Below are 13,064 nucleotides of genomic sequence, written 5' to 3'. Positions count from 1 at the left end.
TACGGCCCGCGGCACCGCGGGCCGTACCCGCGGGAAGGGGGGTCAGTGACAAGGGTGCGCAGATGGCTGCCGGGGTTGCTGCTGGTCACACCGTCGATCATCGCCATCGCGGTCTTCGTGTACGGCATGCTCGGCTGGAACCTCCGGCTGGCCATGACCGACCAACACGACGAGGTGTCCGAGGGAGGCTTCGTCGGCCTGGACAACTTCGTCGCGATCTGGGATCAGAAGCTCTGGGGCATCTCCGTCAACCACGCCGTCATCTTCACGGTCGTGTTCGTGCTGGGGGCGCTGGCGCTGGGCTGGCTGCTGGCCTTCCTGATGGAGAAGGGGATCAGGGGAGAAGGGACCTTCCGGGCGATCTACCTGTTCCCGATGGCGATCTCGTTCGTGGCGACCGGGATCGTCTGGCGCTGGCTGATGAACTCCGGCCGGCAGGAGCGGGCGGTCGGGCTGAACCGGCTGTTCGACGGCCTCGGCCTGGACTTCCTCCAGTGGGAGTGGTTCCGGAACCCGACCTGGGGGATGGCGGCCATGGCCATCCCAGCAATTTGGCAAATGTCGGGATATGTCATGGCGCTGTTTCTGGCGGGCTTCCGGGGCGTCCCCGAAGATCTCCGGGAGGCCGCCCGGGTGGACGGCTGCACGGAGTGGCAGGTCTACCGGCACATCGTGCTGCCGCTGCTGCGTCCGGTGACGCTGTCCGCGCTGATCATCCTTGGCCACATCTCGCTCAAGGTCTTCGACCTGATCATCGCGGTCTCCGGCAAGCAGACCATCACCGAGGTCCCCGCCGTGTTCATGTGGGTCGCGGTCTTCGACTCCCACGATCCGGCCAAGGGCGCCACCGCCGCGTTCTACATCGTGCTCGCGGTGAGCGTGTTCGTCGTTCCCTACCTGGTCTGGACCCTCCGTAAGGAGAGGCGGTCATGACGGTCACGCAGGCGCCGACCCCTCCCACCCGGGCTCGGGACGCGGGCGGCCGGGCCAGGCGGCGGGCGGGCTGGACGCGCGGCGTCCGGCTGGTGCTGCTGACCGCCTTCCTCGTCGTCTTCCTGATCCCGGTCTACGTGCTGCTGGTCACCAGCTTCAAGCCGCTGACCGAGGCCGACCCGAGCCGGGCCTGGGCACTGCCGGAGGTGTGGACGGCCGAGCCGTGGCGGGTGGCCTGGGAGAAGCTCGCGCCCGGTATCGCCAACAGCGTGCTGCTGGCCGTACCCGGTGCGCTGATCTCCGCGGCGCTGGGCTCCATGAACGGCTACGTGCTGTCGAAATGGCGCTTCCCCGGTGCCGACGTGCTGTTCACGCTGTTGCTGTTCGGCATGTTCATCCCCTACCAGGGTGTCATGATCCCGCTGGTCCAGCTCCTGGTGAAGCTCAACGAGATCACCCAGTCCCTCACCGGGACGCCGGGCGTCTTCTACGGCGCGATCCCGGGGCTGCTCCTGGCACACGTGGTCTACGGCATCCCGATCTGCACGCTGATCTTCCGCAACTACTACGTCACCATCCCGGACGAGCTCATCGAGGCCTCCCGGGTGGACGGCGCGGGGATGCTGCGAACCTACTGGTCGGTGGTGCTGCCGGTCTCCGGGCCCGCCTTCGCGGTGGTGATCATCTGGCAGTTCACCTCGATGTGGAACGACTTCCTGTTCGCCGTCTTCCTCACCGGCCCGCAGAGCTGGCCCACCACGGTCATGCTCAACAACATCGCCGGCGCCCAGACCGTCCCCTACAGCCAGCAGATGGCCGCCGCGCTGCTCGCCTCCATCCCCACGATGATCGTCTATGTCCTGCTGGGCCGGTTCTTCATGCGGGGTCTCATGGCCGGAGCGCTGAAGGGCTGACCAGGGAGTCGCCCAGCGCGGTGCGGTGGTACAGCACGCCGCGCCCGGTGCGGCTGCCGGTGACCAGGCCCGCCCGCCGCAGCGCGGCCAGATGGCCTCCGACGGTGCCCAGGCTCAGCCCGAGCAGGGTGACGAGCTGGCTGGTGGTCGCCGGCCCGGCCAGCTCCAGCAGGACGCGGGTCCGGGTCCGGCCGATAAGCCCGGCGAGGCCGTCCGGCGCCTCGTGCGGGATCCCGGTGCCGCGGGCCGGGTAGCTGATCGCGTACGGCCACGCGCGTTCGAGGTAGGAGCCCACCCCGCAGTCGAAGGGGGACGGCACGAAGAGCAGGCCGCGTCCGTCGAGCCGGTAGGTGTCGTCCGGGCTCTTCGCGCGAACCTCGATGACGCCGTCCGGGCGCCAGCGCACCTGGGGGCTGAGGTCGGCGAGCGCCGCCGCCCAGCCGTAGGTGGCCAGCCGGCCGGCCCGCTGGATCACGTCCCGCTCCAGGATCGCGTGGAAACGCGGCCACGCGGGAGCGATGATCTCCTCCCACGCGGCCTGGATCGCGTCGGCGAACAGGTCCACGACATCCGGTGCGAACAGCACGTCCATGACGGCGTCCGGGGGACGGGCCATGCCCTCCAGGTTCCTGGCGATCTCGTCGTGCGCCTGGGCGGCCGGGGTCGCCCGTACGGTCGTGAGCTCAGCGTCGAAGGGAGTGTTCACCTCGGCCGGCGGCGGCGCCGGGAAGTCGGCGTTGTAGCGCCGGTCCCGGAACAGCGCCACCATGGCGCCCAGCCCGGCCTGCCCGGCCAGCAGGTTCTCGTACGGCCTCCGGGCCCGCTCCACCCATGCCTGCCACACCCCGGCCTCCCGCTTGCCGGACAGCAGCCAGAGCGCGTGCTTGGTCACCATGAGCGGGGAGATGGCGAACCTGCTCGCCACGACGTCCCGCGGGCTGACCTCGATCAGATAGACCATCGGCCGACCTTTCGGATATACCCGAAAGCTTAGCCAGTCATTCCCACCCGCCCGAGCATGATCCGCATGACCCCCACACAAGAGCGCGGCGCGACCTACGCGCAGGTATTCGCGAGCCGGGAGTTCCGGGTGCTGTTCGGGAGCTTCGCGCTCCTGGTGTCAGGCGACCAGGTGAAGATGCTGGCCCTGTCGGCGCTGGTCTACGCGCGGACCGGATCTCCCGGCCTGTCGGCCGCGGCCTACATGCTCGGCTTCCTGCCCTACATCGCCGGAGGGACGTTCCTGCTGTCGCTGGCCGACCGGGTCCGGCCGCGCGCGCTGATGATCACCGGTGAGCTGGTCCGGGTGGCGACCTGCCTGCTGCTGGCCTTCGCCGGGCTGCCCGTCTGGGCGATGCTCGTGCTGGTCCTCGCCACCGGCCTGTTCTCCCCGGTCTTCGGGGCGACCCGCAGCGCCCTGCTGCCCGGCCTGCTGCCGGGGGACGCGTTCGTGCTGGCCAGATCCGTGCTGTCCATGACGGCCGCCGGGTCGCAGATCGGCGGGCTGGCCGTGGGCGGCGGAATCCTCGCCGTCACCGGCCCGGCCGGGGCGCTGGCGGTCACCGCCGCGCTGTCCACGGTGGCCGCGCTGGTGCTCCGGGCCGGCCTGCCCGACCTGCCGGCCCGGGGCGCGGGGGAGGGCGGCGCCGTACGGGAGACCCTGCGAGTCAACCGGGCCCTGCTGAGGGACGGGAAGGTGCGCGGGCTGCTGCTCGCCCAGTGGCTGCCGGTGTCCTTCGTGACGGGCGCCGAGGCGATGCTCGTCCCCTACCTGGGCGGCACGGCCGGGGTCGCGCTCGCCGCCGCGTCCCTGGGGATGGCGATCGGCAACCTCGTCGTCGGCCGGTTCGCCCCGCCCGCGGTGCGGGAACGGCTGGCACTGCCGCTCGCCGTGCTGGCCGGGGTGCCCCTGCTCGGGTTCGCCCTGCGGCCGGGCCTCGTGGGCGCCGCGCTCATCGCCGTGCTCGCCATGATGGGCAGCGGCGGCTACCAGCTCGGACTGCAGCGGCGGTTCGTGGCGGCGGTGCCCGAACAGGTCAGGGGACAGGCCTTCGGGCTGGCGTCGGCGGGGATGATGACCGGTCAGGCGGCGGGCGCCGCGCTGGTGGGCCTGGTCGCCGAGCTGACCGCTCCGCATTCGGCGATCGCCGTCACCGGCGCCGTGACCATCGCCTGCTCCCTCGCCCTGCACCGGTCCCTGCGGCCGGAACCCCTGCACCGGTCCCCGCGGCCGGAACCCTCATGATCTAGCGCCCCGCGAGCGGGAGCCGACGCGGTGGATGGACCGGCACCCCGTGAGTGGGAGCCGACGCGGTGGATGGACCGGCACCCCGTGAGTGGGAGCCGACGCGGTGGATGGACCGGCACCCCGTGAGTGGGAGCCGACGCGGTGGATGGACCGGCGCCTCCGGTTACGGCCGGAGTTCTCCTGAGCCACGGGGGATGAGCCGGATGGGCAGCTTGATCTGACGGGTGGGGGCCGGCTCGCCGGTGATGCGGCGAAAGAGCAGCTCGGCGGCGGTTCGGCCGAGCCTCACCGGGTCCTGGGCCACCACGGTCACTCCGGGTACCAGCAGGTCGGCGAGCTCGAAGTCGTCGAAGCCGACCATGGCGAGCCGGTGTCCGGTGCGCAGCACGGCCACGGTGATCCGGCTGTTGCCGGTGAACACCGCGGTGGGCGGGCCGTCCCCGGAGAGCATCCGGCCCAGGGCGGAGCCGGCCTGCTCTGGCGGCCCCATCGCGATCAGCGACTCGTCGACCGGCAGACCCGCGTCCGCGAGGGCACGGCGGTAGCCGCGCAGGCGCTCGGCGGCGGTGAAGATGGACGCGCTGTCGCCCAGGAAGGCGACGCGGCGGTGGCCGTGCCGGATCAGGTGGGTGACGCCGGTGTGCGCTCCGCCCTCGTTGTCGCAGGTCACGGTGTCCGCGCCCAGGCCGCCGGGCCGGTCGGCGAAGACGGCGGCGATGCCGGCGTCGAGCTCGGGTCGCAGGTATTCGTGGTCGCTCCCGGCCGGGACGATGATCAGGCCGTCCACCCGCCGGGAGCAGAAGGTGAGCACGAGCTCCCGCTCGCGCAGGGGCTGCTCCCCGGAGGAGCCGCTGAGCACCAGCGAGCCGTGCCGGAGCGCCACGTCCTCCACGGCGCGGCTGACCCCGGAGTAGAACGGGTCGGCCACGTCTTCGATCACCAGGCCGATGCTCGCGGTCCGGCCACGGCGGAGCACCCGGGCGCTCTCGTTTCGCCGGTACCCCAGCCGCTCGATGGCGGACAGGACTCGCGCGGCGGTGGCGGGGTTGACCCCCGGCTCGTCGTTGACGACCCGGGAGACGGTTTTGAGCGCCACCCCGGCCGCCGCCGCGACATCTTTCATGGTGGGCCGTCCACGGACACTGTCTGTCACGGCCCGATCATCGCCCAAGTCTCGCCTGTTGACAACGTTGTCATGATCCAGGAGCCGCGTGCGCGGGCGCGGGCCGGCGGCGCCCCGGAGCGGCCCCGCCGCGCGTGGTCGGAGCCGTGGTCAGCCGGTCCGGCCGTCCTCGGCCCTCCCGGCCCCGGCGTCATCCTCCCGCTCGGTACGGCCGTCCTCGGCTTCCCCGGCCCCGGGGTCATCCTCCCGCTCGGTACGGCCGGACTCCAGCGCGGCCTTCGCCACCGCGAACGCGCGGTTGGCCGCGGGCACGCCCGCGTACACCGCGGTGTGCAGCAGTACCTCCTTGATCTCCTCCTCGGTGAGCCCGACGCGGAGCGCCGCCCTGACGTGCATGGCCAGCTCGTGCTCGTGTCCGAGCGCGGTCAGCAGTGCGAGGGTCAGGCAGCTGCGGGTGCGCCGATCCAGCCCGGGACGTCCCCAGATCTCCCCCCAGGCGTATTTGGTGATGAGCTCCTGGAAGTCGGCGGTGAACGGCGTGGCGTCCGCGGTGGCGCGGTCCACGTGCTCATCGCCCAGTACGGCCCGGCGCGTCGCGTCTCCGGCGCTCCATATGTCCATCTGTCGGCTCCCTGTCCTGTGCGCGAGCACCCCGCGAGGCGCGGTGTTCAACTTGACGTTCGCCCGGTTCGACTTGGCGTTCGCCTGGTTCATCTGGGCGTTGGCCCGGGCGGGTGGGCTTCGAGCGCCCGGGCGACGAAGGTCGCGGCGGAGCCGAGGTAACCCGCCGGATCCAGGGCGGCGTCCAGCTCCCGCGGGGTCAGGCGCATGCCGGGGTCGGCCAGCAGAGCCTCCCGCAGCGGCAGGTCCTCCTCGACGGCCCGGGCGCAGGCGGCGTCCACCAGGCCGCGCGCCTCGGGGGTGCCGCCGAGCCGGGCGACGACGTGCTCGGCCATCGGCAGCCCTCTCGTCGCGTCCATGTTGGCCCGCATCCGCGCGGGGTCGACGGTCAGGCCCTCCAGCACCTCGCGGAGCCAGGACGCGGCGCTGCCGGTGAGCCGGAGCAGTTCGCTGAGCGTCTCCCACTCCGCCTGCCAGGGGCCGGCGGCGCGCTCGTGCTCCTGGAGCATGCCGCCGAGCACCGAGGCCACCAGGCCGGGAACGCGCTGGACGCAGGCGAGCGCGGACATCGCGCCCACCGGGTTGCGCTTGTGCGGCATCGCGCTGGAGCCGCCCCGCCCGGGCGCCGACGGCTCGGCCGCCTCCGCCACCTCGGTCTGGGCCAGCAGCTTCACATCGGTCGCGATCTTGCCGAGCGTGCCGGAGGCCATGCCGAGGGCGCAGGCCAGCCGGGCGACCGGGGTGCGGTCGGTGTGCCAGGGAAGAACCGGCTCGGCCAGCCCCAGCTCGGCCGCCAGGCGCGGCGGCACCTCGTGGCCGCGGTCGCCGAGGACGGACAGGGTGCCCGCCGCCCCGCCGTACTGGACGGGCAGGCGCAGCTCCGCCAGCTCCGCCCACGCCCCGTCCAGCGCGCTCAGCCAGCCCGCGGCCTTGAGCCCGAAGGTGATCGGCACGGCGTGCTGCAGGACCGTGCGCCCGGTCATCACGGTGTCACGGTGCTCGGCGGCCAGCCGCGCGCACGCGGCGGCGCAGGCGGACAGATCGGCCAGGAGCGGGGCGAGGGCCCGGCAGGCCACCAGCATCGTGGCCGTGTCGTTGATGTCCTGGCTGGTCGCGCCGTAGTGCACGAACCTTCGCAGCTCGGGCTTGACCCGCTCGCGTAGGGCGGCGACCAGGGGAATCACCGGATTTCCCGTCGGTGCCGCCCTGCTGCCCAGCTCGACGAGGTCGAAGAGCTCCGGCCGGCAGGCCTCCTCCAACGCCGCGACCGCCTCGTCCGGGACGAGGCCGATTCCCGCCTGGGCGGTGGCCAGTGCGGCCTCGACGTCCAGCATCGCGGCCAGCCACGCCGCGTCCGACACCTCGGGCGCGGCCCCGCCCCTGGCGAACATCCCCGAGAACAGTCCGTCGCGTGCCGACGAGGTCATGTTTACCTCCGGTTGTGGTGATGTCGACAGAGTGTCACGTAGGCGGGTAAGCGTCGTGGTAAACGTCGAAGGCCTTTCAAAACGGCACCCAGCCCTCGCATGTTCGCCATGCGGACGAATGTTCCCTAAGCGAACATAATGACCCTTCCGTCGGGAGGTCAATCTCCGGGCGGGCATACCTCGGCAGAGCGCGCCGCGTGCCCTCTTCCCGGGATCGACCGGATGCCGATCGACCGGATGCCGATCGACCGGATGCCGATCGACCGGATGCCGATGAGGAAGATGTCGCGAAGCGGCCTATCTGATCAACTATGTCCGGGCTGTGGGAAAGTGGGGCAATGACTGACCGGGGGCACAGGCTGTCGCGGATCCTGCTGATCGCGGGGTTCGTGCTCGCCTCGCTCAACCTCAGGCCCGCGCTGGCCGGGGTCTCTCCGGTGCTGGGCGAGATCATGGCCGATCTCGGGTTGAGCGCGGCCGGCGGCGGGGCGATCACCACGGTGATGGTGGTCTGCCTGGGCGTCCTGGCTCCGCTCGCCCCACCGCTGGCCCGCCGGTTCGGCCTGGATCGCACGCTGCTGGCCGGGCTGCTGATCGTGGCCGCCGGGGTGGTGCTGCGCGCCTCCGGGAGCGTCCCCGCCCTCTACGCGGGTGCCGCCGTCGCCGGCACGGCGATCGCCATCATGAACGTGGTGATGCCCGCCGTCGTCAAGCAGCACTTCCCCTCCCAGGTCGGCCTGTTCACCTCGGTCTACGTCTCCGGCCTCGTGCTGGGCGCCGCCGTCGCGTCCGGGCTGACGGTGCCGCTGGAGCATGTCACCGGGTACGGCTGGCGTGAGACGACGGCGATGGCCGCGCTCCCGGCCGTGGCGGCGGCCGTGCTCTGGCTGCCCCAGGCGTTGCGGTCCCCGGCGCGCGCCGGGACCGCGCCCCGGCCGTTCCGCGCACTGCTGCGCAACCGGGTGACCTGGTTCGTCACCGCGTACATGGGCCTTCAGTCGTTGACCTTCTACATCATGCTCGCCTGGGTGCCCACGATCTTCCGCGACGCGGGGCTCCCCGCCGACCAGGCGGGCTACATGCTCGGCCTGACCAACCTGGCGCAGATGGCGGCCACGCTCACGGTGCCGGTCCTCGCGGGCAGGGCCCGCTCGCAGGTGCCGCACGTGACGGTCGCGACCGTGCTCACCGTCGCGGGCTACGCCGGAGTGCTGCTCGCGCCGGCGACCGCCCCCTGGCTCTGGATGACCGTGCTCGGCCTGGGGCAGGGCGCCTCGATCGCCCTCGCCCTGCTGATCATCGCGCTGCGCGCTCCCGATCCCGCCTCGGTCACGGCCCTGTCGGCCGTCGCCCAGTCCGCCGGATACGTGCTGGCGGCGCTCGGGCCGTTCCTCATCGGGCTGCTCCGCCAGAGCTCTGGGGGCTGGACGCTGCCACTGCTGGCCGGGCTCGGCGCGTGCGGGCTGCAACTGGTCGCCGGGTTCCTGGCCGGCCGCCCGACGCCGGCCACCGGCTCGGACAGGACACGTCCCGTCATCGCCGCCGAATAGGCCGAACAGGGAGCGATACGACTCCCGGCGCGTCCGGGCACCCCGATGCGCCGCGACGGTCGCGTCGAAGGCATCCCGTGGTCGTGTCGAAGGCACCTGACGGCCACCTCCGGAGCCTACGGTCCATCGCATGATCCGTAGAATCCTGCCCGTGGTGCTGGCCGTCCTCGTGAGCGGTACCGTCGCGACCGTGCTGCACCAACCCGAACCCGCGACGGCCGAGCGCCGTGGTCGCGAACCCATCGTCATCGGCCACCGGGGCGCCAGCGCGCACCGGCCCGAACACACGCTGCTCTCCTACGAGACCGCGATCGCGCTCGGCGCCGACTACATCGAGCCCGATCTGGTCTCCACCAAGGACCATGTGCTGGTCGCCCGGCACGAGAACGAGATCTCCGGCACCACCGACGTCGAGAGCCGCCCCGAGTTCGCGGCCCGCCGTACGACGAAGACGGTCGACGGGCGCCCGGTGACCGGCTGGTTCACCGAGGACTTCACCCTCGACGAGCTGAGGACGCTCAAGGCCGAGGAGCGCGTTCCCGACCTGCGTCCGGACAACACCGTCTTCAACGGCCTGGCGCAGATCCCGACCTTCGAGGAGATCGTCCGGCTCGCGCAGCGCCACGGCGTCGGCGTCTATCCGGAGACCAAGCACCCGACCTACTTCGACTCCATCGGGCTGTCCCTGGAGGAGCCGCTGCTGGAGACGCTCGGCCGGTACGGCTGGCGCGGACGGCACGACCCGGTCTTCATCCAGTCGTTCGAGACCGCCAACCTGCGCGAGCTCAGGAAGAAGACGCGGCTGCCGCTGATCCAGCTCATCACCGCCACCGGCGCCCCCTACGACTGGACGGCGTCCGGAGACCCGCGCACCTACGACACCATGGTCACCCCCGAGGGGCTGCGCGAGGTGGCGGACTACGCCGACGGCATCGGCGTGGACACCCGGCGGATCGTTCCGACCGGTCCCGACGGCCGCCTCCTGCCGCCCACCACGCTCATCGACGACGCCCACCGTGCTCGCCTGATGGTCCACACCTGGACCATCAGGAACGAGAACTCCCAGCTGCCGGTGGACTTCCGGCTCGGCGATCCGACCAATCCCGCCTTCCCGCGTGCCACGGGTGACGTGATGGGCTGGCTGGAGAAGCTCTACCGGCTCGGCCTGGACGGTGTCTTCGCCGACGACCCGGGCGTGGCCCGGGCCGTCAGGGAGCGGGTTCTCTAGCGTCCCGCCGGATGCCGGTCAGCGCCCGGCAGTGAGGATCCGCGCGAGCACGTCGTGGACGTGGGTGTTGGGGTGCTTGCCGGTGAAGAGCTCGGACAGCGGGCCGGTAGCGGTGACGGGGACGTCGACGCCGGTGTGCCCGCTGGTGGTCCAGTCCAGGTTGAACTGAAGGTTGCTGCCCTTGACGGGGAACGGCCCGTCCTCGGTGGACGGGCTGGTCCCCGTCTCGTCGGTGGCGGAGGTGTCCTCCACGGTCAGGCCACCGCACTCGTGGTCGCCGGTGATGACCAGCAGGGTGTCGGGGTGGGCGGCGACGTAGTTACGGGCGACCTTGACGGCCTTCTCCAGGGAGGCCATCGCCTGCAGCATGCGGGTGGCGTTGTTCTCGTGGGCGAACTCGTCGATGCCCTCCTCCTCGACGAGGAGGAAGAAGCCCTTCTTGTTCGTGCTGAGGGTGTCCAGGGCCTTGCCGGTCATGGTGGCCAGGTCCACGGCCGGTGCGTAGACGTCGCCGTCGCCCTCGACCCGCTGCTGGAACATCTCCTCGTTGCTGAACAGGCCGAGCAGCTTGCCGCGCTTGGCGCTCGCAAGGTCGTCGGCGGTGGACACGTACTGGTATCCCGCGCTCTGGGCCTGCTGGATGAGGTTTCCCTTGGTGCCGCGGCTGCCTTCGCTGGGGTCTTCGGCGGGCTTGTCCGGCCAGGCGCCGGCGGTGTCGGCCGGCAGCCACCAGTCCTCGCCGCCGCCCAGGATGACGTCGGGCTTGGTCTCGGAGATGTACTGGCGGGCGATCTCGTCCTGGGCGGAGCGGTTGACGGTGTGGGAGAAGAACGCGGCGGGGCTGGCGTCGGTGACCTGCGCGGTCGTGACCAGGCCGGTGGACTTCCCGGCGGCCTTGGCCTGCTGGCCGAGGACGGGCAACGGCCTGCCGTCCACATCGACGCCGATGGCGCCGTTGTAGGTCTTCTCGCCGGTGGACCACGCGGTGGCCGCCGCGGCGGAGTCGGTGACGGCGGTCTTGGGGTCGCGAGGGCTGGTGGTCAGCTGCCCGGAGACGGGAAGCTGGTCCATGCCGAGCTGCCCGTCGAAGCCGGTCAGGTACAGGCGCGCGGCCTCACGGTGGGCGGCGGCCATGCCGTCACCGTTAATGAAGATCACGCTCTTGGCCCGGCCGCCATGGCCGGGGCCCCCGGCCGTGTCGGCGTTGGCGAACAAGACGGGATTGAGCACCGTGGTGACCACCGCGGAAGCCACGGCCACCGTCGCAACGGGAAGCAGCCGCCGGACGCGGTTACGAGAAGAGCTCACGAAAACCCCTACAAATAGTCCCATACATACATACATTTTTTTAGAGCGAACGGGACGTTACGGGTTGTGGGCTAATCGGCGATGAACGCCGGGGGGCGTGGCGCCGAACAGTACACCGGTCGCCGGGCGCGCTTCGGGCCGCACGCCGGCCGCGGGGACGGTGACCGCGGCCGGGCGCTCCCGACCCGGAGGCATCCGGGGACGGGCCTCAGGCGACGGCCACCTCCTCGTCCATGGGACGCAGCTCGTCGGCGTAGCTGACCGAGACGCGGCGCATCACGCCGCTGTCGCTGATGGAGTACTGGCCCAGGCGCCACAGCGGCGGCGAGTAGGCGTGAATCGAGACGCTGCCGTCCACCGCGCCGGTCAGCCGGTGGATGTGGTCGGGGCCGAAGGAGAACGACTCGCCCGCCGAGATCGTGGTCTCCAGGTGCTCGCCGCCGATGCGGGGGTTGCATTCCAGCAGGGTCCCGGCCACCACCCGGACCGCGCCGGAGGAGATGTCGTGGTCGTGCCAGCCGGTGTCGTCCTCCGGCCGCCAGCACAACAGCCAGACGTCGACGTAGGCGTCCCGGTAGAGGGAGGCGTAGTGGCGGCCTCCCTCTTCGGAGAAGCTCACCTCGTCCTCCCACCGGGACGGGTCCGCGGCCAGTTGGTCGACCAGGTCGCGGAGCTCGCGCCGGTCGAGAGTGCGGGTGGGCAGGGCTTCGTAGCTCATCGCCGGCCTCCTCGGAGCGCACAGCGCTCACGGCCCTGGGACTGGTTCACGTTCACTTGCGCGACTCCTTCCGGTTCAGCAGACGGCTGGGATTGGTGACCGCGACGGCGTGCCGGGCGGCGTCGCCGAGCGCGGGGTCGGGGGCCCTGGCATAGGGCTCGTCGGACCCGTTGACCACGACGTCGATGCCGAGCTCGCGGACGATCGCGTCGATGGCTCGCGGGCCGTAGGAGGAGGTCTCCACGAACATCCCGGGGTCCACCAGTCCCCGGCTCTCACCGCTGCGGTTGATCAGCCGCTCAGAGTGGAGCGGAGCCAGTCCGGCCAGCAGTGCGAAGCAGACTCGCAGGCCGGGGTGGCGGGGGCGGCCGAACGCGGTGAAGGCGTACCAAGAGGCGTGCATCTGCTGCACGTACGGCACGACGGCGGGCCACCAGCCGGGCCCCCCGGGCGTGGCGGCCGGCCCGGGATGGACGAAGAGCGGCAGGTCGCGGTCGGTGAGCGCGTCGAGCAGCGGGGCGACCCTCGCCAGGTCCTCTTCGGTCCGTATGGCGGTCGCGGGCAGCTGGAGCCCGGCCAGCCCCTGGTCCAGGGCCTTGGCGAGCCTGGACGGGTCGATCTCGCTGAGGCAGGTCGCGGCCCAGGCGCCGAACGGGGCGGGCAGGGCGAGGGCGTCCGCATGGTAGGCGTCGATGATCGGCCAGGCGTCGTCGGGTGGCAGCGACTCGATGCCCAGCGGGCTGGACAGCGACACCAGGGCCAGGTCGAGTCCGGCGTTCAGCGCCAGGCGCCCGGTGAGGTCGTGATCGCCGGGATCGACCTCGTAGGGAGGCTCGCCGTCCAGGTGGAGGGTCCAGCCGTCCAGGCGCGGCGAGGTCGTGCGGCGCCGGAGCGCGTCCACGAACGCGGGCGTCCACAGATGCTGATGTACGTCGACGGTCACTTTTCCCCTCCCCCTTTCTAGTATTCCCTACCTAGAATATAGGTAACCAGT

The 13,064-nt window shown here is 71.6% G+C and carries 12 protein-coding genes; 5 read left to right on the top strand and 7 right to left on the bottom strand.

The annotated features are described in order from the left end of the window. Positions 1-45: 45 nt before the first annotated feature. Together ACQPYK_RS40505 and ACQPYK_RS40500 are read left to right on the top strand one after the other, a co-directional pair. The gene (locus ACQPYK_RS40505; protein WP_433243809.1) at positions 46-933 is read left to right on the top strand and encodes a carbohydrate ABC transporter permease; all 888 of its coding nucleotides are present in this window, start codon (positions 46-48) and stop codon (positions 931-933) included. Next, positions 930-1,847: a carbohydrate ABC transporter permease gene (locus ACQPYK_RS40500; protein WP_433243806.1), complete on the top strand. Its 918-nt coding sequence runs from the start codon at positions 930-932 to the stop codon at positions 1,845-1,847. The genes ACQPYK_RS40505 and ACQPYK_RS40500 overlap by 4 nt, the downstream gene beginning before the upstream one ends. On the opposite strand, the gene ACQPYK_RS40495 is transcribed toward ACQPYK_RS40500, so the two are convergent. Then, the gene (locus ACQPYK_RS40495) at positions 1,822-2,808 is read right to left on the bottom strand and encodes an ArsR family transcriptional regulator (RefSeq protein WP_433243803.1); all 987 of its coding nucleotides are present in this window, start codon (positions 2,806-2,808) and stop codon (positions 1,822-1,824) included. The two genes, ACQPYK_RS40500 and ACQPYK_RS40495, sit on opposite strands and share 26 nt — an antisense overlap. A gap of 66 nt (positions 2,809-2,874) precedes the next feature. Between ACQPYK_RS40495 and ACQPYK_RS40490 the strand changes: the two genes are divergently transcribed. Further along, positions 2,875-4,092, top strand: a complete 1,218-nt coding sequence (locus ACQPYK_RS40490; protein WP_433243800.1) for an MFS transporter — start codon at positions 2,875-2,877, stop codon at positions 4,090-4,092. A gap of 166 nt (positions 4,093-4,258) precedes the next feature. Here ACQPYK_RS40490 and ACQPYK_RS40485 read toward each other — a convergent pair whose 3' ends face one another. The 3 genes from ACQPYK_RS40485 to pcaB form a co-directional block, all read right to left on the bottom strand. Next, positions 4,259-5,218, bottom strand: coding sequence for a LacI family DNA-binding transcriptional regulator (locus ACQPYK_RS40485; RefSeq protein WP_433243797.1), 960 nt, complete (start codon positions 5,216-5,218; stop codon positions 4,259-4,261). Positions 5,219-5,368: 150 nt separating this feature from the next. Beyond that, a complete protein-coding gene (gene pcaC / locus ACQPYK_RS40480; RefSeq protein ID WP_433243794.1) occupies positions 5,369-5,839 on the bottom strand; it encodes a 4-carboxymuconolactone decarboxylase in 471 nt (156 codons plus the stop codon). Positions 5,840-5,928: 89 nt separating this feature from the next. Next, positions 5,929-7,266: a 3-carboxy-cis,cis-muconate cycloisomerase gene (gene pcaB / locus ACQPYK_RS40475; RefSeq protein WP_433243791.1), complete on the bottom strand. Its 1,338-nt coding sequence runs from the start codon at positions 7,264-7,266 to the stop codon at positions 5,929-5,931. Positions 7,267-7,604: 338 nt separating this feature from the next. Here pcaB and ACQPYK_RS40470 point away from each other — a divergent pair, with 338 nt between their 5' ends. Together ACQPYK_RS40470 and ACQPYK_RS40465 are read left to right on the top strand one after the other, a co-directional pair. Beyond that, positions 7,605-8,816 (top strand): CynX/NimT family MFS transporter, encoded by a 1,212-nt coding sequence (locus ACQPYK_RS40470; protein WP_433243788.1) that lies wholly within the window; start codon positions 7,605-7,607, stop codon positions 8,814-8,816. Positions 8,817-8,946: 130 nt separating this feature from the next. After that, positions 8,947-10,044 (top strand): glycerophosphodiester phosphodiesterase, encoded by a 1,098-nt coding sequence (locus ACQPYK_RS40465; protein WP_433243785.1) that lies wholly within the window; start codon positions 8,947-8,949, stop codon positions 10,042-10,044. 18 nt (positions 10,045-10,062) lie between these two features. Here ACQPYK_RS40465 and ACQPYK_RS40460 read toward each other — a convergent pair whose 3' ends face one another. From ACQPYK_RS40460 to ACQPYK_RS40450, 3 genes are all read right to left on the bottom strand, one after another. Continuing rightward, entirely contained in the window at positions 10,063-11,352 is a 1,290-nt protein-coding gene (locus tag ACQPYK_RS40460) for an alkaline phosphatase (RefSeq protein WP_433243782.1), read from the bottom strand. Between the two features lie 208 nt (positions 11,353-11,560). Then, complete coding sequence (locus tag ACQPYK_RS40455; protein ID WP_433243779.1) at positions 11,561-12,070, bottom strand: cysteine dioxygenase; 510 nt, start codon at positions 12,068-12,070, stop codon at positions 11,561-11,563. Between the two features lie 52 nt (positions 12,071-12,122). Continuing rightward, positions 12,123-13,013 carry an amidohydrolase family protein gene (locus tag ACQPYK_RS40450; RefSeq protein ID WP_433243776.1) on the bottom strand — a complete coding sequence of 297 codons (891 nt, stop codon included), beginning with the start codon at positions 13,011-13,013 and terminating at the stop codon, positions 12,123-12,125. Positions 13,014-13,064: the final 51 nt, after the last annotated feature.

Source organism: Streptosporangium sp. CA-135522, from assembly GCF_050949235.1.
Classification (GTDB): domain Bacteria; phylum Actinomycetota; class Actinomycetes; order Streptosporangiales; family Streptosporangiaceae; genus Streptosporangium.
The sequence above is the reverse complement of the archived record's forward strand: the minus strand, read 5'-3'. Positions and strand labels throughout refer to the sequence as shown.